The organism is Bradyrhizobium sp. Mp19, from assembly GCF_029952935.1.
GTDB classification, from domain to species: domain Bacteria; phylum Pseudomonadota; class Alphaproteobacteria; order Rhizobiales; family Xanthobacteraceae; genus Bradyrhizobium; species Bradyrhizobium elkanii.
Genome location: NZ_JASAUT010000005.1, coordinates 121,756 through 146,439, shown reverse-complemented (window position 1 = coordinate 146,439; position 24,684 = coordinate 121,756). Strand labels below are relative to the sequence as shown.

Annotated in this window: 21 protein-coding genes; 12 read left to right on the top strand and 9 right to left on the bottom strand. The window is 65.8% G+C overall.

Annotation, left to right across the window (positions count from 1 at the left end; all coding sequences use genetic code 11):
* Nucleotides 1-104 precede the first annotated feature (104 nt).
* Nucleotides 105-1,745: a lysine--tRNA ligase gene (locus QJT82_RS08700; protein ID WP_028339028.1), complete on the top strand. Its 1,641-nt coding sequence runs from the start codon at nucleotides 105-107 to the stop codon at nucleotides 1,743-1,745.
* A gap of 12 nt (nucleotides 1,746-1,757) precedes the next feature.
* Here the strand turns inward: QJT82_RS08700 and QJT82_RS08695 are convergent, their stop codons facing one another.
* Nucleotides 1,758-2,690 carry a 2-dehydropantoate 2-reductase gene (locus QJT82_RS08695; RefSeq protein ID WP_051447725.1) on the bottom strand — a complete coding sequence of 311 codons (933 nt, stop codon included), beginning with the start codon at nucleotides 2,688-2,690 and terminating at the stop codon, nucleotides 1,758-1,760.
* A gap of 260 nt (nucleotides 2,691-2,950) precedes the next feature.
* On the opposite strand from QJT82_RS08695, the gene QJT82_RS08690 reads away from it, so the two are divergent.
* Nucleotides 2,951-3,736 carry a class II aldolase/adducin family protein gene (locus QJT82_RS08690; protein WP_245288641.1) on the top strand — a complete coding sequence of 262 codons (786 nt, stop codon included), beginning with the start codon at nucleotides 2,951-2,953 and terminating at the stop codon, nucleotides 3,734-3,736.
* 182 nt (nucleotides 3,737-3,918) lie between these two features.
* Here the strand turns inward: QJT82_RS08690 and QJT82_RS08685 are convergent, their stop codons facing one another.
* Nucleotides 3,919-4,572 (bottom strand): helix-turn-helix transcriptional regulator, encoded by a 654-nt coding sequence (locus tag QJT82_RS08685; RefSeq protein ID WP_028339026.1) that lies wholly within the window; start codon nucleotides 4,570-4,572, stop codon nucleotides 3,919-3,921.
* Between the two features lie 200 nt (nucleotides 4,573-4,772).
* Here QJT82_RS08685 and QJT82_RS08680 point away from each other — a divergent pair, with 200 nt between their 5' ends.
* Nucleotides 4,773-5,117 (top strand): DUF952 domain-containing protein, encoded by a 345-nt coding sequence (locus QJT82_RS08680; RefSeq protein WP_028339025.1) that lies wholly within the window; start codon nucleotides 4,773-4,775, stop codon nucleotides 5,115-5,117.
* Nucleotides 5,114-6,211 carry a quinone-dependent dihydroorotate dehydrogenase gene (locus QJT82_RS08675; protein ID WP_028339024.1) on the top strand — a complete coding sequence of 366 codons (1,098 nt, stop codon included), beginning with the start codon at nucleotides 5,114-5,116 and terminating at the stop codon, nucleotides 6,209-6,211. Before QJT82_RS08680 ends, QJT82_RS08675 begins: the two co-directional genes overlap by 4 nt.
* Before the next feature lie 171 nt (nucleotides 6,212-6,382).
* Here QJT82_RS08675 and QJT82_RS08670 read toward each other — a convergent pair whose 3' ends face one another.
* From QJT82_RS08670 to QJT82_RS08650, 5 genes are all read right to left on the bottom strand, one after another.
* Entirely contained in the window at nucleotides 6,383-7,702 is a 1,320-nt protein-coding gene (locus QJT82_RS08670; RefSeq protein WP_028339023.1) for an MATE family efflux transporter, read from the bottom strand.
* Nucleotides 7,703-7,816: 114 nt separating this feature from the next.
* On the bottom strand, nucleotides 7,817-8,551 hold the full coding sequence (locus QJT82_RS08665; RefSeq protein WP_028339022.1) for an MBL fold metallo-hydrolase: 735 nt from the start codon (nucleotides 8,549-8,551) through the stop codon (nucleotides 7,817-7,819).
* 22 nt (nucleotides 8,552-8,573) lie between these two features.
* Nucleotides 8,574-8,879 carry a DUF6460 domain-containing protein gene (locus tag QJT82_RS08660; protein WP_028339021.1) on the bottom strand — a complete coding sequence of 102 codons (306 nt, stop codon included), beginning with the start codon at nucleotides 8,877-8,879 and terminating at the stop codon, nucleotides 8,574-8,576.
* A 96-nt stretch (nucleotides 8,880-8,975) separates the two neighbouring features.
* Nucleotides 8,976-10,859 carry a cisplatin damage response ATP-dependent DNA ligase gene (locus QJT82_RS08655; RefSeq protein WP_028339020.1) on the bottom strand — a complete coding sequence of 628 codons (1,884 nt, stop codon included), beginning with the start codon at nucleotides 10,857-10,859 and terminating at the stop codon, nucleotides 8,976-8,978.
* A complete protein-coding gene (locus tag QJT82_RS08650) occupies nucleotides 10,856-11,935 on the bottom strand; it encodes a ligase-associated DNA damage response exonuclease (protein WP_028339019.1) in 1,080 nt (359 codons plus the stop codon). The genes QJT82_RS08655 and QJT82_RS08650 overlap by 4 nt, the downstream gene beginning before the upstream one ends.
* A 130-nt stretch (nucleotides 11,936-12,065) precedes the next feature.
* Here QJT82_RS08650 and QJT82_RS08645 point away from each other — a divergent pair, with 130 nt between their 5' ends.
* From QJT82_RS08645 to pdeM, 4 genes are all read left to right on the top strand, one after another.
* Nucleotides 12,066-12,992, top strand: a complete 927-nt coding sequence (locus QJT82_RS08645) for a methyltransferase domain-containing protein (RefSeq protein WP_028339018.1) — start codon at nucleotides 12,066-12,068, stop codon at nucleotides 12,990-12,992.
* A 280-nt stretch (nucleotides 12,993-13,272) separates the two neighbouring features.
* Nucleotides 13,273-14,499, top strand: a complete 1,227-nt coding sequence (locus QJT82_RS08640; protein ID WP_028339017.1) for an ABC transporter substrate-binding protein — start codon at nucleotides 13,273-13,275, stop codon at nucleotides 14,497-14,499.
* 303 nt (nucleotides 14,500-14,802) lie between these two features.
* Nucleotides 14,803-17,577 carry a ligase-associated DNA damage response DEXH box helicase gene (locus QJT82_RS08635; RefSeq protein ID WP_051447734.1) on the top strand — a complete coding sequence of 925 codons (2,775 nt, stop codon included), beginning with the start codon at nucleotides 14,803-14,805 and terminating at the stop codon, nucleotides 17,575-17,577.
* Between the two features lie 63 nt (nucleotides 17,578-17,640).
* Nucleotides 17,641-18,312 carry a ligase-associated DNA damage response endonuclease PdeM gene (gene pdeM, locus QJT82_RS08630; protein ID WP_035631010.1) on the top strand — a complete coding sequence of 224 codons (672 nt, stop codon included), beginning with the start codon at nucleotides 17,641-17,643 and terminating at the stop codon, nucleotides 18,310-18,312.
* A 369-nt stretch (nucleotides 18,313-18,681) separates the two neighbouring features.
* On the opposite strand, the gene QJT82_RS08625 is transcribed toward pdeM, so the two are convergent.
* The gene (locus QJT82_RS08625) at nucleotides 18,682-19,545 is read right to left on the bottom strand and encodes a LysR substrate-binding domain-containing protein (protein WP_028339014.1); all 864 of its coding nucleotides are present in this window, start codon (nucleotides 19,543-19,545) and stop codon (nucleotides 18,682-18,684) included.
* 98 nt (nucleotides 19,546-19,643) lie between these two features.
* Between QJT82_RS08625 and QJT82_RS08620 the strand changes: the two genes are divergently transcribed.
* Genes QJT82_RS08620 through QJT82_RS08610 form a run of 3 tightly spaced genes read left to right on the top strand, consistent with a single transcriptional unit; the run spans nucleotide 19,644 to nucleotide 22,720 of the window.
* Nucleotides 19,644-20,570 carry a DMT family transporter gene (locus QJT82_RS08620; protein ID WP_028339013.1) on the top strand — a complete coding sequence of 309 codons (927 nt, stop codon included), beginning with the start codon at nucleotides 19,644-19,646 and terminating at the stop codon, nucleotides 20,568-20,570.
* The gene (locus QJT82_RS08615; RefSeq protein ID WP_028339012.1) at nucleotides 20,567-21,331 is read left to right on the top strand and encodes an MBL fold metallo-hydrolase; all 765 of its coding nucleotides are present in this window, start codon (nucleotides 20,567-20,569) and stop codon (nucleotides 21,329-21,331) included. The genes QJT82_RS08620 and QJT82_RS08615 overlap by 4 nt, the downstream gene beginning before the upstream one ends.
* 57 nt (nucleotides 21,332-21,388) lie before the next feature.
* Nucleotides 21,389-22,720, top strand: a complete 1,332-nt coding sequence (locus QJT82_RS08610; protein ID WP_028339011.1) for a divalent metal cation transporter — start codon at nucleotides 21,389-21,391, stop codon at nucleotides 22,718-22,720.
* Between the two features lie 14 nt (nucleotides 22,721-22,734).
* Here QJT82_RS08610 and QJT82_RS08605 read toward each other — a convergent pair whose 3' ends face one another.
* Nucleotides 22,735-23,244: an Lrp/AsnC family transcriptional regulator gene (locus QJT82_RS08605; RefSeq protein WP_259266122.1), complete on the bottom strand. Its 510-nt coding sequence runs from the start codon at nucleotides 23,242-23,244 to the stop codon at nucleotides 22,735-22,737.
* A 129-nt stretch (nucleotides 23,245-23,373) separates the two neighbouring features.
* Between QJT82_RS08605 and QJT82_RS08600 the strand changes: the two genes are divergently transcribed.
* Nucleotides 23,374-24,684 (top strand): aspartate aminotransferase family protein, encoded by a 1,311-nt coding sequence (locus tag QJT82_RS08600; RefSeq protein WP_035631031.1) that lies wholly within the window; start codon nucleotides 23,374-23,376, stop codon nucleotides 24,682-24,684.

Genomic DNA, 24,684 nt, shown 5'->3' with positions numbered 1-24,684 from the left:
TTCGATGCTGCGCATCGCCCCGGAATGACGACAAACTTCCCGTCGTTTTGCATTTTGCCGCGAAAGCGTTAGTTTTCGCGGCCTTTTTGGAGAGAACCTGAGGAATGTCCGTGATTGATCCTTCTGCCAGCCCGAGCGACCTGCGGGCGCTCGCCGAACAATCCAACGCATGGCCGTTCGAGCAGGCGAAAGCGATTGTGGCGCGGCTGAAGAAAAATCCCAAGGACGAGGTGCTGTTCGAGACCGGCTACGGCCCGTCGGGCCTGCCGCATATCGGCACTTTCGGCGAGGTCGCGCGCACCACGATGGTGCGCCACGCCTTCCGCGTGCTCACCGAGGACAAGATCAAGACGCGCCTGCTCGCCTTCTCCGACGACATGGACGGCCTGCGCAAGGTGCCGGACAACGTGCCGAACAAGGAGCTGCTGGAGCAGCATCTCGGCAGGCCGCTGACCAAGGTGCCCGATCCGTTCGGCACCCATCCGAGCTTCGGCCAGCACAACAATGCGCGGTTGCGCGCGTTCCTCGACCAGTTCGGCTTCGACTACGAATTCGCGAGCTCGACCGAGTACTACACCTCCGGCCGCTTCGACGCCGCGCTGCTGCGCATGCTGGAGCGGATCGAGAAGGTGATGGCGATCATGCTGCCGTCGCTGCGCGAGGAGCGCGCGGCGAGCTACTCGCCGTTCCTGCCGATCTGCCCGCGCACCGGCCTCGTGCTCTACGTGCCGGTGACGGCGCATGACGCCAAGGCCGGCACGATCTCGTATGAAGATCCCGATACCAAGGAGAGCGTCACGGTTCCTGTCACCGGCGGCCGCTGCAAGCTGCAATGGAAGCCGGACTGGGCGATGCGCTGGTACGCCCTCGGTGTCGACTATGAAATGGCCGGCAAGGATTTGATCGACTCGGTGAAGCTGTCGGGCAAGATCTGCTCGGCGCTCGGCGGCACGCCGCCGGAAGGTTTCAACTACGAACTGTTCCTCGACGAGAAGGGCCAGAAGATCTCGAAGTCGAAGGGCAACGGCCTGACCATCGACGAGTGGCTGCGCTACGCCTCGCCGGAATCGCTGTCGCTGTTCATGTATCGCGAGCCCAAGGCGGCGAAGCGGCTCTATTTCGACGTCATCCCGCGCAATGTCGACGACTACCAGCAATTCCTCGACGGCTTCGCGCGGCAGGAAGCGCGGCAGCAGCTGCAAAATCCGGTCTGGCACATCCATTCCGGCAAGCCGCCGCAGGCCGATATGCCGGTCACCTTCCAGCTGCTGTTGACGCTGGTGTCGTCGTCGAACGCGGAGAATGCCGAGACGCTGTGGGGCTTCATCGGCCGCTACCGGCCGGGCGTGACGCCGCAGACCCATCCGAAGCTCGATGCGATGGTCGGCTACGCCATCAACTACTATCGCGACTTCGTGGCGCCGACCAAGCAGTTCCGCGAGCCGACCGACGGAGAGCGCGCCGCGCTGCAGGATCTGCGCGATGCGCTCGCCAACATGCCGGCGAACGCGAGCGCGGAAGACATCCAGAATGTGGTCTATGAGATCGGCCGCCGCGAGCCGTTCCTCGACATGGTCAAGAAGGGCAAGGACGGCCGTCCCGGCGTCTCGCTCGACTGGTTCAACATGCTCTACCAGGTGCTGCTCGGGCAGGAGAAGGGCCCGCGCTTCGGCTCCTTCGTCGCGGTCTACGGCGTGCAGAACGCGGTCAACATGATCGACGGTGCGCTGGCGCGGTCGTCGTAGGGATCGCGCCGCTCATCGCGGCTCGGCCTGCGCCGCGTCGCGCAGGCCGTCGCTGGTGGCGCGCAACAGCGTCAGCAGCAGGCCGTTGAGCGGCGTCGGCACGCCGTGCCGTTCGCCGGCCGCGACGATCGCGCCGGTGAGAGCGTCGGCTTCGAACGGGCGTCCCGCGACACGATCGAAATACATCGAGGTGCCGGCGTCGGGCGGATAGGTCAACAACGTCGCCAGCATCAGCTCGGCCTCGTCGGGCGCGAGCTGTGCGCCGTCGGCGCGGCCGACACTCGCGGCCTCCTCGAGGATGGCGCGGCACAGCGCCTTGACGTCCGCGCGGCGGAACACCGCCTGCCGTTGCAAGGTGAGTGCGGTGATCGGATTGGCGACCGCATTGAGCAGAAGCTTGCGCCACGCCAGCGTGGTGAAATCGGCGGAGCGCCGCACGCGCATCGCCGTGCCATCCAGCAGCGCTTCGAACGCGCGCCCGTCTGTATCATCGGCAACCGCGAATTCATGCTCGCCGGCGCGGCGGAAGCGGACGCGATCCGGCGCCAGCCGTTCGCCGTTGTAATAGACGATGGTCGGAACGACCGTGGCGGCGCCGACCAATGACGCCAGCCGCTCCGCGTGGCCGATGCCGTTCTGCAGCACCGCGACACGCGTCCGCGGCCCGCACAGCCTCTGCAGCCAGGGCGCGCTCGATTCCGTGTCCTGCGCCTTGGTTGACAACAACACCCAGTCGACCGGCGTAGCCTCTGCCGGATCGGTGAGGGCGCGCAGCGGCACCTCCACCGTGCCTTCCGCCCGCTCGACCGTGAGGCGATCGAGCGGCCGCCGGACACAGGCGATCACGTCATGCTTGTCGACCGCCCGCAGCAGGCCGGTGATGATGCCGCCGATGCTGCCGAGGCCGACGATGGCGATGGTTTTGCGGTCGGATGGTCCTGTCATGGCGTGACTCTGGGCTTTGCGGAGTGTGTTGCGTTGGGTTGGAAAGTGCAGGCCGCTCATGTGGCTTTCCGCCGCAGCCAACGAAGCCGCCGATCCGCGGTCTTCGCATCGCATCATCACATAATGACGCCGAGCCCGCAAAATTCGGATAGCAGGCCATCGGCAATTTCACCGGAGCCTGGCGCCGGATTGCGCTACAGTCGCATTCATAAAATCAGCACGGCCTCCGCGGAGAGGCCGGCACAGATGGGAGCATGCGCATGCAGTTCAGGGTTTCGCCGACATCGCTGCAGGACAGTTCGAGCGCCGAGGAATGGCAGGCGCGGGTCGATCTCGCGGCGGCGCATCGGCTCGCCTACATCCACGGCTTTTCGGAAGGTATTTTCAACCATCTCACCCTCGTGGTGCCCGGCCGCACCGACCGCTACTACCAGATCCCGTTCGGCTTGCACTGGTCGGAGGTGACGGCATCGTCCTTCATGGAGGTCGGCATCGACGATGCCGAGGTGAAGCGCGGCGAGGGTGAGGTCGAGCGCTCCTGCTATTGCATCCATGCGCCGATCCACAAGGCGCTGCCGCAGGCCAAGGCCGTGTTCCACACCCACATGCCCTATGCGAGCGCGCTGACGCGGCTCGAGGATCCGCGCATCAAGGAGATCGGGCAGACCGAGGTCGGTCTGTCGGAAGCGATTGCCTATGACGATCTCTACACCGGCCCCGCGCTCGATCCCGAGGAAGGCGCGCGGCTCGCCAGGGCGATCGGCAACAAGACCATCCTGTTCATGGCCAATCATGGCATCTCGACCGTCGGCGAGACGGTCGCCGATGCTTATGACCGACTCTATTACATCGAACGCGCCGCGCAGGTGCAGATCTACGCGATGTGGACGCAGCAGCCGCTCAAGCAATTGCCGCAGCACGTGGTGGAGAAGACCAAGCGCGATTTCCGCGACGACCATCTCTACAACGGCCCGTCCCCGGCGCAGCGGCATTTCGATGCGCTGAAGCGGATGCTGGATCGCAAGGAGCCGGACTACGCGACGTAAGGCTGGCAGGGAGCGCGCCGCAACCTCCGCCGTCGTCCCGGCGAAAGCCGGGACCCATAACCACAGGGTAATGTTGTCGAAGCCAGCTGTGGCCCCAGCTCGCTCAAGCACGATGAGTGGTGGTTATGGGTCCCGGGTCGCGCTTCGCTTGCCCGGGACGACGCCGGTGTTTACCTGCCCGGCTACTGGCTCGCCCACACCACGCGTGCGATCCACGCGACTTCCTCGGCATCGAGCATGCGGTCGGGGTGCTCCGGATTGAGCGATCCGAGTTCCAGCATCTTGGCGGTGCGGCGTCTCAATTCCTTCACCATCACCTCGCCGCCGGTCGTGCGCACCACCACGCGGTCGCCGCGGCGGATCGCGGTCGCGGGTGACACCACGATGATATCACCTTCGCGATAGGCCGGCTTCATCGAGTCGCCCTCGATCTCCAGCGCATAGGCGTGCTCGTCTGATGTCGCCGGCAGCGCGACTTCGTCCCAGCCCTTGCCGGCGGGAAAGCCGCTGTCGTCGAAATAGCCGCCTGCACCGGCCTGCGCGAAGCCGATCAGCGGCACCGACTGTCCGCCGCGCGCGCCATCGCCGAGCAACTGCACGAAGGTCTCCATGCTGGCATTGCTCGCCGCCAGCGCCTTGGAGAGCGATTCGGTCGAGGGCCAGCGCTCGCGCCCGTCGCCCGTCACGCGCTTGGACTTGTTGAAGGTGGTGGGGTCGAGTCCGGACTGCTTGGCAAGGCCGGACGGCGACAGGCCGGCGCGTTCGGCGAGCCGGTCAAGCGCGGCCCAGACCTGCGCGTGGGTCAGCGGTCGGGTGGCTTTGGGCTGTTTGGCCATCGAGGATATCCCGGATGGTAGGAATTATTGCCTGAAACTTGGCGTTTTCGCAAATCTGTCGGCCGATGTGTCCTGGCACCGCTTGAGTTGCGCCGCCGCCGCCGATACGGTCCCTCGCTCGCCAGATGGCGTCTGGGGCATTTCCCCTCAAATCCGGATAAAACCCCAAGAGACTCAAGGACAAAAGGGAAGGCCGGCCCGTGCCGATGATCTACAAAATCACCCCCGCTTCGGCCTGGCGCGAGGCCGAGCGGCAGGGCGTGTACCGGGGCAGTGCCGACGACAAACGCGACGGCTTCATCCATTTTTCCACCGCCTCCCAGGTCGCCGAGACCGCGCGCAAGCACTACCACGGGCAAACCGGCCTGTTCCTGGTCGCGGTCGATGCCGATGCGCTGGGCGATGCCCTGCGCTGGGAGCGGTCGCGCAATGGCGAGCTGTTCCCGCATCTCTATGGCGAACTCGACCTCGGCGCGGTCACCGAGATCCTCGACCTGCGCGCGCGCTCCGACGGTGGCCACGACGTTCCGGAGCTGAAGCCGTGATCCGTGCCTTCGACGCCTTTTCGCTGCCGCTGCTGCGCTGGTTCGATCCCGAGGATGCCCATCGCATGGCGATCCAGGGCCTGAAGCTGCTGCCGCCGATCCGGCAGCGGCCGGACGATCCCAAGCTCGCGGTGCGCGCCTTCGGACTCAACTTTCCAAATCCGATCGGCATGGCGGCGGGTTTCGACAAGAGCGCCGAGGTGCCCGACGCGCTGCTGCGGCTCGGCTTCGGCTTTGTCGAGATCGGCTCGGTGACGCCGAAGCCGCAAGGCGGCAACCCGCGGCCGCGGCTGTTTCGCCTCGAGCGCGACGAGGCCGTCATCAACCGCATGGGCTTCAACAATGACGGCGCGGAGGCCGTGCTGCGGCGGCTCGCCGCGCGCGCCAGCGCCGGCGGCATTATCGGGGTCAATGTCGGGGCCAACAAGGATTCGCCCGACCGCGCCGCCGATTATGTGAAGCTGATCGAGACGTTTGCGCCGGTCGCGAGCTATTTCACCGTCAACGTCTCTTCGCCGAACACGCCCGGCTTGCGCAATTTGCAGCAATCGGCCGCGCTCGACGATTTGCTGGCGCGGGTCATCGACACCCGCGAGCGCGTGCGCAAGAACGCCGGCGACTCGCCGGTCCTGCTCAAGATCGCGCCGGACCTCAGCCTTGCCGAGCTCGACGACGTCGTGCACATCGCCCGCTCGCGGCGCGTCGACGGCATGATCGTCGCCAACACCACGCTGGCGCGGCCCTCGACCTTGCGCGAGGAGAATCGCGCCAAGGAGCAGGGCGGCCTGTCGGGCCGTCCGCTGTTCCGGCTATCGACGCGGATGGTGGCCGAGACCTATGTCCGCGTCGAAGGCGCGTTTCCCTTGATCGGCGTCGGCGGCATCGATAGCGGCGGCGCCGCACTGACCAAGATCCGTGCCGGGGCCAGCCTGATCCAGCTCTATTCCTCGCTGGTCTACAAGGGCCTCGGCCTCGTCGACGACATCAAGCGCGATCTGTCCTCGACCCTGCTGCGCACCGGCCGCGACTCGCTGTCGGAAATCGTCGGCGCCGATGCGGCGACGATTACAGCCGAGGACTGGCCGGTGAGGTAGCTTCCAAGTTACCTCGCCCCGCTTGCGGGGAGAGGTCGGATCGCATCGCAGATGCGATCCGGGTGAGGGGGAGCTTCCGCGTAATCAGCTCCCACCTCCTCTATGGAGGCAGCCCCTCACCCCAACCCTCTCCCCGCAAGAGCGGGGCGAGGGAGCAGAGCGTCGCTTCGTTCATTTGAACGTCTTCCTGAGCAGCGCCGGATAGCGCAGGCCCTGCAGGCCGCCGCGTGCGACGTAGAAGCCGAGCAGCGCGATCCATAGGCCGGTGTTGCCGAACGAGCTGAGCGCCCACCAGGCGGCGAGGAAGATCGCGAGCGAGGCCAGCATCAGATTGCGCATCTCGCGCGCCCAGGTGGCGCCGACATAGATGCCGTCGAAGCCGAACGCGAATACGCCGGGCAGGGGTGCCAGGATCACGAATGGCAGGAACTCGCGGGCATAGCGGCGCACGTCGTCGCTGGTCGTCATCAGATTGATCAGCGCCGGTCCGAACAGCGCGAACAGCACCGATACGACCAGCGCAAAGCCGATGCCCCACAGCAGCACCAGTCGGGTCGAATCGGAAAAGCCGCGTGCATCGCGCGCGCCGAAGGCGCGGCCGCACAGCTGCTGGGCGGCATTGGCGAGGCCGTCGAGGAAGAAGGCGCTGACCAGCAGGAAATTGTTCAGCACCGAATTCGCCGCCAGCGTCACGTCGCCTTCGCGCGCGCCCTTGGCCGTGAAAAACAAGAACACGACGATCAGCGCCGCGGTGCGGACCATGATGTCGCGATTGACCGCCAGCATGCGCATCAGCTTGGCGCGGTCGAACAGCGTGGCCGCAGGCACGGCAAAGCCGCTTTGCGAGATCCGCCACGCCACGACGATGCCGACGGCGAAACCGGCCGTCTCGGCGAGCACGGCGGCGATCGCGGCACCGGCGATGCCGGCGCCGTAGACCTGCACCAGCAGCACGGTCGCGGCCATGTTGATCAAATTGATCACGATCTGCAGCGCCAGCGCCAGATTGGCGCGGGCCTGGCCGACCAGCCAGCCTAGGATGACGTAATTGGCGAGCGCCAGCGGCGCCGACCAGATCCGGATCATGAAATAGCTCTTGGCCGCGCGCGTGACGCCCTCGCTGCCGCCCATCAGCTGGAACGTGACCGCCGCGAGCGGCAACTGCAGCGCGATCAGCGCCGCGCCGATCAGGCCGGCGACGATGAAGCCGCGCACCAGGATCGCGGCATATTCCTTGATCTCGCCGGCGCCTTGCGCCTGCGCGGTGAAGGCCAGCGTGCTCATGCGCAGGAAGGCGAACAGCCAGAACAGGCAGTCGAAGATCACCGAGGCCATCGCCACCCCGCCGAGCAGCGCGGCGTCGTCGAGCCGGCCGATCGCGGTGGTCGAGACGATGCCGATCAGCGGCGTGGTCAGGTTGGCGACCATCGCGGGGCCGGCGATGGCGAACACCTGACGCGTCGTGATCTTCGGGTGGATGGGTGCGTGCATGGCTACAATTGCAAGGAATATCCGTTTCTATCGCGACATCCGTCGCGCGACCATGCCGGAATTGTTCTCAGAGCAATGCGATGGCGGAGGGGCAGCGGGCAAGGCATTGCATGCTCAGAGCACCACGACCATGCCGTCGCTCGCCGCCGTGTAGGGCAGGTCGTCGATGCGGCCGAGCATGTCGTCGCTCATATGGGTCAGCACCACGCGCTTGGCGTTGATGGCGGGCAAATGCGCTTCCAGCGTCTTCAGGCTGAGATGGTTCTTGACCATTTTGTCGTACATGTAGGCTTCGGCGATGAAGAGGTCGGCGTCCTGCGCCGCCGGGATCAGCGCGTCGGTCCATTCGGTGTCGGCGCTGTAGCTGATGATGCGGCCTTCCGCCCCGACGCGGTAGGCGAGGAACGGCCCGCCGGATTCGCCATGCACGACAGGGTAGGGCGTCACGATCACCTCGCCGAAGCTGCGCGTTTCGCGCGGCGCGAGCGTGACGACGGACAGATCGAAGCGTTGCCTGGTTTTGGAGGAATGCTCGAACATCACCTCCATCACCGCAGGCAGTTTCGTTTCGATGCCTTGCGGCCCGGCGATCACCAGCGGCCGGGTGCGGCGGGAGAACTGCGCGTCGAGCAGGAAGAACGGCAGGCCGGCAAAATGATCGCCGTGGAAATGTGTGATCAGGATCAGGTCGATCGCGTCGCCGTCGATCTCGAGCCGCTTCATCGCCGGAAGCGACGAGGCGCCGCAATCGATCAGAAAATTGCTGCGCGCGCCGCTGACGTGGAAACAGGTGTTGAAGCGGCCGCCGGAGCCGAATGCATCGCCGCAGCCGACAAATCGCAATTGCATCGGCTGTGCACTCTCCCTGGGATCAGCGGCCGCGCGGCGCGCCGAACAGCCGCGACAACAGCCAGATCGGAATCACGATGACAGCGCCGAGCAGGAAGTAGCGCCAGGCCCAGTTGATCGCGTCGAAGCCGAAATCCCAGATGCTCTGGAACAGCCGGCGGATGCTGTAGAGGATGTTCCATGGATCGAGGCCGATCGCGGCGAGCACGACACCGACCAGAATCGACAGCAGAATCAACCGGAACGCCGCGGAGAGCGGCGATCCGCCGAGAAAGCGGTACAGGCCGTCACTCCGGCCGGCCGGCAAGTCCCGGATATTGTCTGGCATTGCTGTCTCCCGCGGAATCGCCCGCATTATAGGTCACGGCGGTGCACATGGGAAACCCGCGCACCGCGATCAATGGCTGCCATGCGCGCTTCGGATTTAACTTCCTGTCATGGAGATTAACATCCGTTCAAGCGTCTCCAGCCGGTCGGCTTCGCGCGGCGGCTTGTCCCAGCGCAGGCGGCTGATCCGAGGGAAGCGCATCGCGACGCCGGATTTGTGACGCGGCGAGCGCTGCAAGCCCTCGAACGCGACCTCCAGCACCAGCCCCTGATCCGGCTCGTGCACGACATGGCGTACCGGGCCGAACTTCTCGGTGGTGTTGCGGCGGACGAAGCGGTCGATCTGCAACAGCTCCTCGTCGGTGAAGCCGAAATAGGCCTTGCCGACCGGCACCAGCTCGTCGCCGGCATCGCCGCGGGTCCAGACGCCGAACGTATAGTCGGAGTAATAGGACGAGCGCTTGCCGTGGCCGCGCTGGGCATACATCAGCACGGCGTCGATGATGTGCGGATCGCGCTTCCACTTCCACCACGGTCCTTTCGGCCGTCCGGGCAGATAAGGCGCGTCGCGCCGCTTCAGCATCACGCCTTCTACCGCGTCGGCATCGTCGCCGGCGCCCGCACTCTTGGGATCGGCGCGCGCCGCGGCCAGCTCTTCCCAGCTCGCGAACGGGACGGTTGGCGACAGATCGATGCGCGGATCATTCAGCTTGGCGACGAAGGCTTCGAGATGCGCGCGGCGTTCGGTGAAGGGCAGCTCGCGCAAATCGTTCTCGTCGTCGCCGAGCAGGTCGTAGGCGCGCAGGTGGATCGGAAATTCCTTGATCAGCTTCGGCGAAACGACCTTGCGGTTCAGCCGCTGCTGCAACACGTTGAAGGTCTGCACGCGGCCGTCGCGCAGCACCAGCAACTCGCCGTCGATCGCGCCGGGCAGATGCAGCGACGGCACGAGATCCGGAAAGCTGCCGGTGATATCCTCGCCGGTGCGCGAATAGAGCCGCGCCTGGACGTGGCCGCGCGCATCGCGGCCGGACACCGCCTGCACCCGGATGCCGTCCCATTTCCATTCCGCGCTGAAGTCGGCGGCGTCGAGATTGGCGAAATCGCTATCCTCGATCGCATGCGCCAGCATCACCGGGCGGAACGGCGCAGGGTCGCGGTTGACCGGTTTGTCGCCGCGGCCCTCGAGCCAGGCGAACAGGTCGAGATAGGGCGGCGACAGGCCCGGCCACATCAGCTCGATCTCGTGCGCGTCTTTGTCGCCGAGCGCCGCCGCCGCGGTCTTCGCCAGCCGCGCCGAGATCCCGATTCGCATCGCGCCGGTGACGAGCTTCAAGAGCGCCCAGCGCCCGGTCTCGTCGAGCTCGTCCAGCCAGCGCGCCAGCTGCGCCGGCAGCTCGGCCTTGCCGAGCGTGCGCAACGTGGTGACGACGTCAGTGAGGGTGGGAGGAGGCGGGTTGTTGTGGGTGCGGAGGTCGCGATCGTTGCGCGAGAGCAGATCATCGCTGACGTCTCGCTCGCGGTACCCCTCTCCCTCACCCTCCCCCGCAAGGGGGGAGGGAACCCATCCACTGGTGCGTTCCTCACCCAAGTCAGTCACCTCGTTATCGCTGTGAGTTGAGCACGACGGTTGGGCTCCCTCCCCCCTTGCGGGGGAGGGTTGGGGAGAGGGGTGGCCCAGCAAAGACTCGTTGCGAGATGCACCAGTCGCCTTCGGCCACATCAGCGCGACCGTCTCCGAGAGGTCGCCGACGTAATCATAGGAATAGCCGAACAGCACCGGATCGGCGCGTTCGGTGATCAGGTCGCGGATCAAGCCCGGCTTGGCGTGCTTGAACGACAGCGCGCCGGTCAGCGCCGCCAGCGCGTAGCCGCGGTCGGGGTCCTCGGTCTCGCGGAAATAGGCGACCAGCAGCTTGATCTTGTTGTTGCGGCCGGGCTCGTAGGCGAGGCGGTCGAGCAGCTCGGCAAAGCGGTTCATGGCTTCTTGGTCTCGCCGACGGGCTGGGCCTCGCCGGCGGGCTGGGCTTCGCCGGTCAGTGCGGCCGTTTCGCCTTCGTCCTCGTCGCCATAGCCGACCAGATCGAGCGGCCGCGCGGCAAGGCCTTTGGTCTTGCACCAATGCACCAGCGCATCTTCCTGGCCGTGGGTGACCCAGATCTCGCCGGCGCCGGTCGCCGCGATCGTCGCCGTCAGGCCATCCCAATCGGCATGATCTGATATCACCAGCGGCAGCTCGACACCGCCCTGCCGGGCCCGCGCGCGCACGCGCATCCAGCCCGAGGCGAATGCGGTGACCGGATCGGGGAAGCGACGCGTCCAGACATCGGATGTCGCGCTCGGCGGCGCCAGCGTAATGGTGCCGGCAAGCTCGGCTTTCTTCATGCCGCGCGCGGGGCGGAGCTCGCCGAGCGGAATGCCGCGCTCCTGGTAATAATAGGTGATCTTCTCCATCGCGCCGTGCAGATAGATCGGGGCGTCGTAGCCGGCCTCGCGCAGCAGCGCGATCACGCGCTGCGCCTTGCCGAGCGAGTAGGCGCCGACGAGATGCGCGCGCTCCGGAAACAATTTGACCGACGCCAGCAGCTTGTTCACTTCGCCGGCGGCATCGCCATGGCGGAACACCGGCAATCCAAACGTCGCCTCTGATATGAAGACGTCGCAGGGCACCAGCTCGAACGGCGCGCATGTCGGATCGCGCGCATCCTTGTAGTCGCCGGAGGCGACGATGCGGGTGTCCTTGCAGGTGACCGATATCTGGGCGGAGCCCAGCACATGGCCGGCGGGATGAAACGTCACCGTGACGTCGCCGAGCCTGATCTCCTCGCCATAGGCGATCGCCTGCACAGAGCCAGCGAAGTTCTCGCCATAGCGCAGCCGCATCATGTCGAGCGTTTCCTGGGTCGCGAGCACAGCGCCATGGCCCGCCCGCGCATGGTCGGAATGGCCGTGGGTGATCAGTGCCCGCTCGACCGGCCTGACAGGATCGATGTGGAAGCCGCCGGGCTTGCAGCAAAGCCCGGCCGGGACGGGCATCAGGATGTCTTGCGGGCGCATCGTCCCTATATAGTCGCTCGATCCGCGATGTTTAGCCGGATCCGCGGGCTTGACCCGTGCATCCATCTCCGGAAAAAGTCCGTGCTTTGATGGATGGCCGGACCTGGCCGAGATTGGTTCCTTAAAGCGAATGGCCCCCCGCCTGTTTCTGTCCTCCGGCGACCTCGTCGCCGACCGCCGCTACGAGTTCGCGCGCGACCTGCAATTGAAGGGCGATCTGCCGGCTGCCGCCGAGCTGCTCGAACAGGCGATCGAGCTCGTGCCGAATTTCCCGTCCGCCTGGTTCACGCTGGGCAAGATCCGTCTCGAACTCGGCCAGCACGAGGCCGCGATCGCAGCCTTCCGTGCCGCGCGTGACGCCGATCGCGAGGACCGTCATGGCGCGGGCCTGCATCTGATGCAGCTCGGCGTCGAGGCCGTCAGCGCGATGCCGCCCGGCTATGTGCAGACGCTGTTCGATCAATATGCGCCACGCTTCGAGGCCGCGCTGGTCGGCGATCTCGGCTATCGCGGCCCGGCGCTGCTGTTCAAGGCCGTGCTGTCGGTACGTGCGGGCGCAAAGCAGCCGGCCTTCTTCAAGCGTGCGATCGATCTCGGCTGCGGCACCGGGCTGGCGGCCGGTGCGTTCGCGCGGCATGTCGATCGCTTCATCGGCATCGATCTGTCGCCGCGCATGATCGACAAGGCGCGCGCCACCGGCCTCTATGCCGAGCTCGAGGTCGACGACATGTTGAAGGCCATTTCGGCCAGGCGCGAGGCCAGCGCCGAATTGATCCTGGCCGCGGATGCAATGGTCTATGTCGCCGATCTTGCGCCGGTGCTCGCCGAGGCCAGCCGTGTGCTGGTGCCGGGCGGCGTGCTCGCCTTCACGACCGAGACCCATGACGGCGAAGACGTCATCATCGGTGAGGGACTGCGCTACGCCCACAGTGCAGCTTACGTGCGCGGCTCCGTCGCTGCCGCGGGGCTGACGCTGGCCCTGCTCGACGATCTCTCGGCGCGCAATGAAGACAATATCCCGGCACCCGGACTCGTCGCCGTGGCCGTGAAGCCGTGACGCACCCTCTCCCCTTGTGGGAGAGGGTGGATTCGATGCGGTCGCATCGAAGCCGGGTGAGGGGTTTTTCTCCGCGGATAGAGACCCCTCATCCGGCTCGCATCTTCGATGCGAGCCACCTTCTCCCACAAGGGGAGAATGGAAGAGGCAGCCCCGCACTCAACTTGAGTCTACACGCTACGCATTTGCCGTGACGCGGCATTGCGCCGCAAAGCTGTGACTTCGCGCTTGCCCGGCGCAAGGCGGAATGCGAGAGCTTTTCGCCTCAGGGAGAGAAATAATGAAAAAGCATACACGGCGCGAGTTCGGCGCCACTGCATTGTCTGTGATCGCCGCGTCCGTGCTGCCTGCGCCCTTCGTCCGGGCCGCCGACAAGAAGTACGATCCGGGTGCGAGCGACACCGAGATCAAGCTCGGCCAGACCGTGCCGCATTCCGGACCCGGCTCGCTCTATGGTGTGCTGGGCCGCGTCGGCGAAGCCTATTTCCAGATGCTGAACGACAAGGGCGGCATCAACGGCCGCAAGGTGAAATTCCTCACCATGGACGATGCCTACAGCGCGCCGAAATGCGTCGAGGCGACCCGCCGCCTGGTCGAGCAGGAGGAGGTGCTGGCGCTCTATGGTTCGCTCGGCACCGCGCCGCAGACCTCCGTGCACAAATACCTCAATTCCAAGGGCGTTCCCCAACTGCTGTTGAACACCGGCGCCTCGAAGTGGAACGACCCGAAGAATTTCAAATGGACCATGGCGGGCCTGCCGCTCTATCCGACTGAGGCGCGCATCCTCGCCAAGCACGTCGTCAGCGTGAAGCCGAACGCCAAGGTCGGCATCCTCTACCAGAACGATGATTTCGGCCGCGACTTCCTGGGGCCGTTCAAGAAGGTGCTGGCCGATGCCGGCGGCAAGGCACAGGTGATCATGGAGCAGACCTATGATCTCACCGATCCGACGGTCGATTCGCAGCTCATCAATCTCTCGAAGTCGGGCGCCGACGTCTTCTACAACATCACCACCGGCAAGGCGACGTCGCAGTCGATCCGCAAGGTGACCGAGCTCGGCTGGAAGCCGCTGCAATTGCTGTCGGCGGGCTCGACCGGTCGCTCGATCCTGAGCGCCGCGGGCCTCGATAACGCCAAGGACATCGTCGCGATCCGCTACAACAAGGAAGTCGGCGTGCCGCGCTACGAGAAGGATCCGGACGTGGTCGCGTTCGAGGAGCTGCGCAAGAAGTACCTGCCGAACATCGACCCCGATAACACCATCGCTTTCGCCGGCTACGGGCAGGCGGCGACGATGGGCGAAATCCTGCGCCGCTGCGGCGACGACCTGACCCGCGCCAACGTGCTGAAGCACGCCACCACGCTGGCCGGTTTCCACTCGCCCTATTTCCTTGATGGCATCAATTACAGCTATACGCCCGACGACTACACGCCGATGAAGACGCTCTATGTCTCGATCTTCAACGGCAAGGATTGGGACCTCTCCGGCGAGCCGATGACGGAGTAGGTGCGGGGCACGCTGTTGCTTAACCTCGCCCCGCTTGCGGGGAGAGGCATAGGCCGCCTACGGCGGCCGTCCTCAAGAACGCCGAAGCAGAGCTTCGGCTATGTCGCATCGTGAGATGCGATCCGGGTGAGGGGGTACAGGTCTCACGGCACTCGCCGCTCGCGGAAGCAGCCCCTCACCCCAACCCTCTCCCCGTGAAGAACGGGGAGAGGGAGTCGAAGCGTCCTGTCGCCGGCCCCTTGCCACCTGCCGCCATTTCCGTCCGCCCTCGACGAAACCGCCTGAACCACCTACCTCTTGGGCGTGTCGACGCTCGATCTCTTTTCCGTTCCGCCGTCGGAAACGGCCGATCTCCTGCCGCGCCGGTTTCGCGACTGGTTCGCCTCACGCGGCTGGTCGCCGCGCGAGCATCAGCTCGCGCTGCTGGCGAAAGCGCGGGAGGAACGCTCGGCGCTGCTGATCGCGCCCACGGGAGCGGGCAAGACGCTGGCGGGGTTCTTGCCGACGCTGGTGGAGTTATCGGGTGAAACACATGGTCCCCAGGATTCTCACCTCCCCCTGAAAGGGGGAGGTCGGCGCGAACAGGCGCGCGCTAGCGCGGCCGGGCGCGACGGGTGGGGGTCAGCCGCGGGCACTGAGCAAGCGGCTGACCCCCACCCCAACCCTCCCCCTTTCAGGGGGAGGGAACCTGACGAGCTCGCAAGCGGAGAGGCAGCAGCGTCGGCGAGATCGCGTCCGAATCTCATCTCCACCGGTCGCTCCGTTCGCCGCAGCGGCGGGCTGCACACGCTCTACATCTCGCCGTTGAAAGCGCTCGCGGTCGATATCGCGCGCAATCTGGAGACGCCGGTCGCCGAGATGGGGCTGCCGATCAGGATCGAGACCCGCACCGGCGACACGCCGGTGTCGCGGCGGCAGCGGCAGCGGCGCTATCCGCCGGATATTCTACTCACCACGCCGGAGCAGCTGGCGCTGCTGCTCGCGTCCGACGACGCGCCCTATCTGTTTTCCTCGCTGAAGCGCATCGTGCTCGACGAGCTGCATGCGCTCGTCACCTCCAAGCGCGGTGATCTGCTGTCGCTCGGACTTGCGCGGCTCTGGACCATCGCGCCGCAGATACGTGCCATTGGCCTCTCGGCGACGGTCGCCGAGCCGGAGCAGCTCGCGCGTTTCCTGGTGCCGCAGCCGGGTGGCGAGAATGCGTCCGCCGACGTCGTCACCGCCGGCGGCGCCGCGCCGCCGGTGGTCGAGATGCTCGACACCAGGGAGCGGCTGCCGTGGTCCGGCCACAGCGCGCGCCATGCGCTGCCCGAGGTCTACGAGCTGATCAAGCGCAACAAGACCACGCTGGTGTTCGTCAACACCCGCAGCCAGGCCGAGATGCTGTTCCAGGATCTCTGGCGCATGAATGACGACGGGCTGGCGATCGCGCTGCATCACGGCTCGCTCGACGTCGCGCAGCGCCGCAAGGTCGAGGACGCGATGGCCGCGGGAAAACTGCGCGGCGTGGTCTGCACCTCCTCGCTCGATCTCGGCGTCGACTGGGGCGATGTCGATCTCGTCATCAATATCGGCGCGCCGAAAGGTTCGTCGCGGCTGATGCAGCGGATCGGTCGCGCCAACCACCGCTTCGACGAGGCCTCGCGCGCCGTGCTGGTGCCGGCCAACCGCTTCGAGGTGCTGGAATGCCGTGTCGCGATCGATGCGATCGCCGAGAATGCGCAGGACACGCCGCCGCTGCGCTCCGGCGCGCTCGACGTGCTGGCCCAGCACGTGCTCGGCTGCGCCTGCGGCAAGCCGTTCCTGTCCGATGAACTCTATGATGAGGTCAGGACCGCGGCGCCCTATGCATCGCTCGCACGCACCGATTTCGACGATGTCGTCGATTTCGTCGCCACCGGCGGCTACGCGCTGAAGACCTATGAGCGCTTCGCGCGCATCAAGCAGGACAAGCAGGGCCGCTGGCGCGTCACCAATCCCAAGGTGCGGCAGAGCTATCGCCTCAACGTCGGCACCATCGTCGAGGAGACCATGCTGAAGGTGCGGCTGGTGCGCTCGCGCGCCGGCGGCCAAGGGAAAAGCGGCGGATCGACCGGCGCGATCGCCCGCGGCGGCCGGATGCTCGGCGAGATCGAGGAGGTCTTCATCGAAGGCCTCGTGCCCGGCGACACTTTTGTCTTTGGCGGCGAGGTGGTGCGCTACGAGGCCTTGGTTGAAGACCAGGTCTATGTCTCCCGCGCCAATGATAAGGATGCAAAAGTGCCGTCCTATATGGGCGGCAAGTTCCCGCTCTCGACCTATCTCGCCGAACGGGTCCGCAAGCTGCTTGACAACAGCCGGGCCTGGAACGCGCTGCCGGACCAGGTGCATGACTGGCTGTCGCTGCAGCGGAAATTCTCACGGGTGCCTGCGGTGCGCGAGCTGCTGGTGGAAACCTTTCCGCGCGGCGGCAGCCATTACCTGGTCTGCTATCCCTTCGAGGGTCGGCTCGCGCATCAGACGCTCGGCATGCTGCTGACGCGCCGGCTGGAGCGCGCCCGTGCCCGTCCGCTCGGCTTCGTCGCCAACGAGTATGCGCTTGCGGTCTGGGGCGTCGGCGATCTCTCCTTCATGATCCGGCACGGCAAGCTCGATCTCAACGCGCTGTTCGATCCCGACATGCTCGGCGACGACCTCGAAGCATGGCTTGCGGAATCCGCGCTGATGAAGCGGACCTTCCGCAACTGCGCCATCATCTCCGGGCTGATCGCGCGCCGCTTCACCGACGAGGAGAAGTCGCGCCGCCAGGTGCTGTTCTCGACCGACCTGATCTATGACGTTTTGCGAAAACATCAGGCCGATCACGTGCTGCTGCGCGCCGCGCGCGGCGATGCCGCCACGGGATTGCTCGATCTCCGCCGTCTGAGTGACATGCTTTCGCGCATCCATGGCCGAATCACCCACCAGGATCTCGACCACGTTTCTCCGCTTGCCGTCCCCGCGCTGCTGGAAATCGGCCGCGAGTCAGTTTATGGCGAAGCATCCGACGAGCTCCTGGCCGAGGCGGCCGAGGAACTCGTGCGGGAGGCGACGACGTAATACTGGCACTGTGGGGAACAGGACGTGACGGCAAGCGCGCTAGCTTTGCGAGACGGTGACGACATGCGCGTTTCGAGGGTCACGGTGGCGGATGTCGGATTCGTGGCCGATTTCTCCGGCGCACTGTTTTGGGAAGCGCAGAGCCTGCTGGTGGTGTCCGACCTGCATCTGGAAAAGGGCTCAAGCTTCGCCAGCCGCGGCGTGCTACTGCCGCCCTATGACACGGTGGCGACGCTCAGCCGGCTCGCTGCGGTGATTGCGCGGCACGATCCACGGCAGGTGATCGCGCTCGGCGACAGCTTTCACGATCGCGATGCGCATGCGCGGCTGTCGGATCCGGACCGCGAGGCGCTCGCGGCCTTGCAGCTGCGGCGCAACTGGATCTGGATCTCGGGCAACCACGATCCGGCGCTGCCGTCCGATCTCGGCGGCGTGGTCGCGACCGAGGTCGCGATCGGGCCGATCGCGTTCCGCCATGAGCCGACGGGTGCGAGCGGCGAGATCGCCGGCCATCTGCATCCCAAGGCGCGGGTGCCGACCCGCGGCCGCTCGATCGAGCGCCGCTGCTTCGCCTGTGACGGCGAGCGCGCGGTGATGCCGGCGTTCGGCGCCTACACCGGTGGCTTGAGCATCCGCGACGCCGCGTTCACGCGGATTTTCGGATCGCCCGGCTTCATGGCCCATGTGCTCGGCGACAACCGCGTCCACGCGTTCGTCGCGTCACGGTGTTATTAGCGATCGGCGCATTGTTATCACCGTCATCCCCGCGCAAAGGCTTCGCCTTTGTCGCTGGAGGTGCGAGCGGAGCGAGCCTCGAAGGATGTACGGCCCGGCTGGTGGCCGTGCATCCTTCGAGGCGCGCAAGGGCGCGCACCTCAGGATGACGGGATCAAGAGCGTTGGCGCAACCTCACACTGCCTTCGCCTGCCGCGCCACACAGTCAGTGTCGTCCCGCGCAAGCGAAGCGCGACCCGGGACCCATAACCACCGATGATCGTTGTTGCGCGACGATGGGGGCACAGCTTGCTTCAGCAACACAGCCCTGTGGTTATGGGTCCCCTGCTTTCGCAGGGACGACAGCGGAGTAGCGGCGCAGCCTTTGCTTCACGCGGCCTTCGCCTGCACGCTTTCGCAATACTCCGCGAGCCTGTCGGCCAGCCGCAGTGTCGCCGGGCTGGCTTCGGGGGCGGCGAGGAGGGCGACCTCGGTGCGGTCGATCGGTGCAAAGCCGTCCTTTGCGGTCAGCACGCGATGCTCCGCCTGGATCGACATTTCAGACAAAATGCTGAGCCCGAGGCCCGCGGCGACCGCGGCCTGGATGCCGGCGAGGCTCGAGGAGGTGTAGGCCATGTGCCAGTTGCGGCCGGCGCTCTCCAGCGCATGGATGGCGCGGGCGCGGTAGAGACAGCCCGAGGCGAAACCGATCAGCGGAACCGAGCCGGCCGTCGTATCGCGTGGGTGGCCCTTGCTGGTGACCCAGTGCACGCGTTCAGGCCAGACCGCGATGCCGCCCTTCTCATTGGCGGCGCGCTTGATCAGCGCGAGATCGAGATCGCCGCGTTCGAGATCGCGGTACAGGAACAAGCTCTGGCCGGAGCGCACATCGAGCCGCAAGTTCGGATGGCTGCGCGCGAAGGTCGCGAGCAGCTTTGTCAGCCGGTAGGCGGCAAAATCCTCGGTGATGCCGATCCGGATCGCGCCTTCGCTGCCGGGCCGCGACAGCACGTCACGGGCCTCTTCGGCGAGCGACAATAGCCGCCGCGCATAGCTCAATAGCCGCTCGCCGGCTTCCGTCGGGGTGACGTCCTTGCCGCTACGGATCAGCAGCGGCTGGCCGACATCCTCCTCCAGGCGCTTGATCTGCTGGCTCACCGTCGACTGCGTGCGGTGGACACGCTCTCCGGCGCGGGTGAAGCCGCCGGCATCGACCACCGAGACGAAACTGCGCAACAGCTCCAGGTCGAGCATCGCAGCCTCCATTCATAAATCCACTGCACGCCAGTCTACCATTTAATTTCCAAATATCAAGGCGCTGGCCTAGATCATGGCTGAAGGAGAATTCGCCCATGTCCGCCGCAACCTCGATGGCCGCCCCGCGCGCCCGCTTCAACACCCTGCCGCTGCTGATCGCCCTGTTCTGCCTGCTCTGGAGCTACGCCTTCGTGGCCGGCAAGATCGGCGTCACCGATTGCCCGCCGCTGATCCTGCTCGCCGCGCGGTTTTCGCTCGCCGGGGTTCTGATCCTCGCCATCTCCTGGCTGCGCCGCGACCAATGGGATCTCACCTGGCGCGATGCGGCGGTGTTTGCCGTGCTCGGCGTCGCCAACAACGCGCTTTATCTCGGCCTCGGCTATACCGGCCTGAAGACCGTCTCGGCCGGGCTTGGCGCGCTGATCGTCTCGGCCAATCCGGTGTTCACCGCCATGCTGGCGGCGCTGTTCCTCGGCGAGAGCATGACCTTGCGCAAGGTGATCGGTCTCGTGCTCGGCATCGTCGGCGTCGCCTTCATCGTCTGGCATCGCATGTCGGTCGGATCGGACAGCCCGCACGGCATCCTGTTCACGCTGGCCTCGCTGGCCTCGATCGTCGCCGGCACCGTGCTGTTCAAGCTGCTGGCGCCGAAGGGCAGCCTGTGGATCGGCAACGGCATCCAGAACATCGCCGGCGGCCTTGCGGTGATGCCGTTCGCCTTCACGCTCTCCAGCTTTGGCGACATCGTGCCCAGCATGCGTCTCGCCGGCGCCTTCACTTACCTCGTGCTCGGCGGCTCGATCCTTGCCTATCTGCTCTGGTTTCATCTCCTGAAAGTGTGTGGCGCGACCGCCGCAAGCGCCTATCACTTCCTGATGCCGCCGCTCGGCATGCTGTTCGCCTATCTCGTGCTCGGCGAGCATGTCGAATTTCGCGACCTGCTCGGGATCGTTCCGGTCGCGCTCGGCATTTACCTGGTGACCCGCCCGGCGGCCGCCGCGGCCAACAGGAGTGTGACGTGAGCATCACCATCACGCTGATCGGAGGTCCCACCGCCCTGATCGAGATCGACGGGTTCCGCCTGCTCACCGATCCGACCTTCGATGCGCCCGGCGAGTATCAACTGCCGCATGTGAAACTGGAGAAATTGACGGGTCCCGCGCTCGGCGCGCGGGACGTCGGCGCGATCGATGCGGTGCTGCTGAGCCATGACCAGCATTCCGACAATCTCGACCATTCCGGCCGGGATTTCCTTAAAAGCGCGAAGCGCGTGCTGACGACGGAGGCCGGCGCCAAGCGGCTCGGCGGCAACGCCGAGGGCTTTGCGCCCTGGGCCACGACCGAGTTGCGGAAGGGCGGCCGGACGCTCACCATCACCGCGACGCCGGCGCGGCACGGACCGGCCGGGATCGAGCCATTGTCCGGCGACGTCATCGGTTTCGTGGTCGAGCCGGCGAAGCCCGGTCGTCCGGTCTATGTCAGCGGCGACACCACCTGGTTCGACGGGGTCGCCGAGGTCGCGCGGCGCTTCGACTGCGGCGTGGTGCTGCCGTTCGCCGGCGCGGCGCAAACCCGCGGCCCCTTCCATCTCACCATGGACACCAATGACGCGATCGAAACCGCGCGCGCCTTTGCGGACGCGGTGATCGTGCCGGTTCATACCGACGGCTGGGCGCATTTCCGGCAGAGCGCGAGCGACTTGCGCGCGAGCTTCGATACGCTCGGCTTCGGCCGCCGTCTGCGGATCCTCGAACCCGGCGTCGCCACGGTCATCGAGCCGTAGGTTTCGCCTCAGGAACTTGCCGGTATTCGGCTCGTTGTCAGACGGCTGGAACCGGACATGACGCGGCAAGGGACAATCTCACCACACGACAAACATGACGATGCGCCGGCGGCGAAGCCCCGGCGCCAGCCGTTCAGTTTCAACCGTGTCCTGAAGACGCTCGGCCCCGGCCTGATCACCGGCGCATCCGACGACGACCCTTCGGGGATCGGCACCTACAGCCAGGCCGGCGCGCAACTCGGCTACGGCATTGGCTGGACCATGCTGCTGACGTTTCCGCTGATGAGCGCGATCCAGGAGATCTCGGCGCGGGTCGGCCGCGTCACCGGGCACGGCATCGCGGGCAATGTATGCAGGCATTATCCAGGCTGGCTCCTCGCCGTCGTGGTGACGCTGCTGTCGATTGCCAACACCATCAACATCGCGGCCGACCTCTCGGCCATGGCCGATGCGGCAAAGCTTCTGATCGGCGGTCCGGCCATTCTCTATGTAGTGCTGTTCGGCGTGACCTCGGTGGCCGCGCAGATCTTCATGAACTACCGGCGCTACGTCGCTATCCTGAAATGGCTGACGCTCAGCCTGTTCGCCTATGTCGCGGCGCTCGCCTTTGCCAAGGTGTCGTGGATGGAGGCCCTGGCCGGCGTGCTGCTGCCGCGCATCAGCTGGAGCGCCGACTATTTCACGACCATCGTTGCGATCCTAGGCACCACGATCTCGCCCTATCTGTTCTTCTGGCAGGCCTCGCAGGAGGCGGAGGAGCAGCGGGTCGATGTCACCAAGCATCCGCTGATCGAGCGGCATTACGGCGCCCGGCGCGAATTCTCGCGCATCCGTGCCGACACCATCACCGGCATGGCATTCTCGAACCTGATCGCATTGTCGATCATCGTCACCGCCGCCGCATCGCTGCATGCCACCGGCAAGACCGACATCCAGACCTCGGCGCAGGCCGCCGAGGCGCTGCGCCCGATCGCCGGGCCTTTTGCCGAGGTGATCTTCGCGCTCGGCATCGTCGGCACCGGCCTATTGGCGATCCCGGTGCTCGCGGGTGCAACGGCCTATGCGGTCAGCGAGGGCCGGCGATGGCCCGTTGGGCTGACGCGCAGGCCGAAGGAGGCGATCGCGTTCTATTCGGTGCTGGCGCTGTCGGGCGGCATCGGCATCGCGCTCAACTTCACGCCGATCGATCCGATCGCGGCGTTGTACTGGAGCGCGGTCGTCAACGGCGTGCTCGCGGTGCCCGTGATGGTGCTGCTGATGTTCATGGCCCGCCGTCGGGACGTCATGGACCGCTTTGTGGTCGGCGGCTGGCTGTCCTGGCTCGGCTGGCTCTCGACCGGCGCGATGGCGCTCAGCGTGATCGCGATGGGGATCGGCTTCCTGCTGTAGCTTGTTCGAACTGCTCAACCCTCGCCGAACAGCGAGCTATCAATCTTGGTCGTCGATTTGACCTTTCGCAGGATGATCGTCGTGCGGTAGCTCGCGATGTCGGTGTCCGGATGCATGAGGCGGTCGAGGATGAAGGATTGATAGCGCGCCAGGTCGGAGGACACGATCCGTAGCGAGTAATCCCAATCGCCGGCAATCATGCAACATTCGACGACCTCCGGAAGGTCGATCACCTTCCTCTCGAAGCGCGCGAAGGATTCCCTGTTCTGTTGCTTGAGACGGACCTCGACGATCACGTCGAACCCGAGTCCAACCCGTATTGGGTCGACCAGCGCCACATAGGAATTGATGACGCCGGCCTCTTCGAGGGTGCGGACGCGTCGCATGCAGGGGGCAGACGAGAGACCGATCCGTTCGGCCAACTCGAGATTCGTGATGCGCCCCTCGACCTGCAGCACGTCGAGGATTTTTCGGTCGATCTCGTCAATCACGATCGCGGTTCCCATTTCTTTCGCATTTTCCATCTTTTGCGCAATTGATTGCAGAAGAAGGGATGAAATGCATCTCAAATCGCAATGTCATTGCCCTCGCGCGCGCATAAGATGCGGTGTGAGGGTTCTTTGATCGCTGCGACCGAGCAGCAAGGAGCGGGCATGGCCGGGAATGACGACAAGTCCTTTTGGGATCGCGCGCGGCGGCACCTCATTCGCTATGGCGGGACGTTCGCTCCCGTCATCATCGAGCGCGCCTCCGGATCCTTCGTCTATGACGCCGATGGCCGGGCCATCCTGGATTTCACGTCCGGGCAGATGAGCGCCGTGCTCGGTCACGGTCACCCGGAAATCGTCCAGACCATCAGCGAGCATGCCGAACGGCTCGACCATCTCTTCAGTGGCATGCTGACGCGCCCGGTCGTCGCGCTGGCCGAACAGCTCGCGGGCCTGCTGCCGCCGGGGCTTGATCGCGTCATGCTGCTCAGCACCGGCGGCGAGGCGAACGAAGCGGCGATCAAGATGGCCAAGCTCGCCACCGGCGGATTCGAGACCGTCGCGTTCGCACAGTCCTGGCACGGAATGACGTCTGGTGCGGCCGGAACGACCTATTCGGCTGGCCGCAAGGGCTATGGTCCCGCGCCGGTCGGCTCGCTCGCGATCCCGACGCCGAACCCCTATCGCCCGCGCTTCGGCAACACGGCCGATTGGCGGGCCGAGCTCGCCTACGCCTTCGATCTGATCGATCGCCAATCGACCGGCTCGCTCGCCTGCATGATCGCCGAGCCGATCCTCAGCTCCGGCGGGCTGATCGACCTGCCTGAAGGCTACCTTGCCGAGCTCAAAGAGCTGTGCCGGGCACGCGGCATGCTGCTGATCGTCGACGAAGCACAGACCGGCCTCGGCCGAACCGGCGCCATGTTCGCGTTCGAGCGCGACGGCGCCGTGCCTGACATCCTGACCTTGTCGAAGACGCTCGGTGCCGGCCTGCCTCTGGCTGCGGTCATCACCTCCGCCGAGATCGAAGAGCGGTGTCATGAACGTGGTTTCCTGTTCTACACGACGCACGTGTCGGACCCGATGCCGGCCGCGGTCGGGCTGAAGGTCATCGAGATCATCCTTCGCGACAGATTGGTCGAGCGCGCCAGGATAGCGGGCGCGCGGCTGAGGGATGGGCTCCTCGCACTTCAGAACCGGTTCGAATGCATCGGTGACGTGCGCGGCAGGGGGCTGATGCAGGGCATCGAGATCGTGCGCGACCGTTACAGCAAGGAGCCTGATGAAGCGCTCGGAACGCGTGTCTCCCAGCGCTGCATGCAGCTTGGACTGAGCACCAACATCGTTCAGTTGCCGGGCATGGGCAGCGTGTTCCGGATCGCCCCGCCGCTGACGATCAGCGACGACGAGATCGACCTTGGCCTTGCGATCCTCGGCGACGCGTTCGAAGGTGCGTTGCAAAGCAGGGCTGGCTAA

Excerpts from the sequence above, each read along its gene's own strand:
- QJT82_RS08700 (WP_028339028.1), top strand. The coding sequence starts at position 105 with ATGTCCGTGATTGATCCTTCTGCCAGCCCGAGCGACCTGCGGGCGCTC.
- QJT82_RS08695 (WP_051447725.1), bottom strand. The coding sequence starts at position 2,690 with ATGACAGGACCATCCGACCGCAAAACCATCGCCATCGTCGGCCTCGGC.
- QJT82_RS08690 (WP_245288641.1), top strand. The coding sequence starts at position 2,951 with ATGCAGTTCAGGGTTTCGCCGACATCGCTGCAGGACAGTTCGAGCGCC.
- QJT82_RS08685 (WP_028339026.1), bottom strand. The coding sequence starts at position 4,572 with ATGGCCAAACAGCCCAAAGCCACCCGACCGCTGACCCACGCGCAGGTC.
- QJT82_RS08670 (WP_028339023.1), bottom strand. The coding sequence starts at position 7,702 with ATGCACGCACCCATCCACCCGAAGATCACGACGCGTCAGGTGTTCGCC.
- QJT82_RS08665 (WP_028339022.1), bottom strand. The coding sequence starts at position 8,551 with ATGCAATTGCGATTTGTCGGCTGCGGCGATGCATTCGGCTCCGGCGGC.
- QJT82_RS08660 (WP_028339021.1), bottom strand. The coding sequence starts at position 8,879 with ATGCCAGACAATATCCGGGACTTGCCGGCCGGCCGGAGTGACGGCCTG.
- QJT82_RS08655 (WP_028339020.1), bottom strand. The coding sequence starts at position 10,859 with ATGAACCGCTTTGCCGAGCTGCTCGACCGCCTCGCCTACGAGCCCGGC.
- QJT82_RS08650 (WP_028339019.1), bottom strand. The coding sequence starts at position 11,935 with ATGCGCCCGCAAGACATCCTGATGCCCGTCCCGGCCGGGCTTTGCTGC.
- QJT82_RS08645 (WP_028339018.1), top strand. The coding sequence starts at position 12,066 with ATGGCCCCCCGCCTGTTTCTGTCCTCCGGCGACCTCGTCGCCGACCGC.
- QJT82_RS08640 (WP_028339017.1), top strand. The coding sequence starts at position 13,273 with ATGAAAAAGCATACACGGCGCGAGTTCGGCGCCACTGCATTGTCTGTG.
- pdeM (WP_035631010.1), top strand. The coding sequence starts at position 17,641 with ATGCGCGTTTCGAGGGTCACGGTGGCGGATGTCGGATTCGTGGCCGAT.
- QJT82_RS08625 (WP_028339014.1), bottom strand. The coding sequence starts at position 19,545 with ATGCTCGACCTGGAGCTGTTGCGCAGTTTCGTCTCGGTGGTCGATGCC.
- QJT82_RS08620 (WP_028339013.1), top strand. The coding sequence starts at position 19,644 with ATGTCCGCCGCAACCTCGATGGCCGCCCCGCGCGCCCGCTTCAACACC.
- QJT82_RS08610 (WP_028339011.1), top strand. The coding sequence starts at position 21,389 with ATGACGCGGCAAGGGACAATCTCACCACACGACAAACATGACGATGCG.
- QJT82_RS08605 (WP_259266122.1), bottom strand. The coding sequence starts at position 23,244 with ATGGAAAATGCGAAAGAAATGGGAACCGCGATCGTGATTGACGAGATC.
- QJT82_RS08600 (WP_035631031.1), top strand. The coding sequence starts at position 23,374 with ATGGCCGGGAATGACGACAAGTCCTTTTGGGATCGCGCGCGGCGGCAC.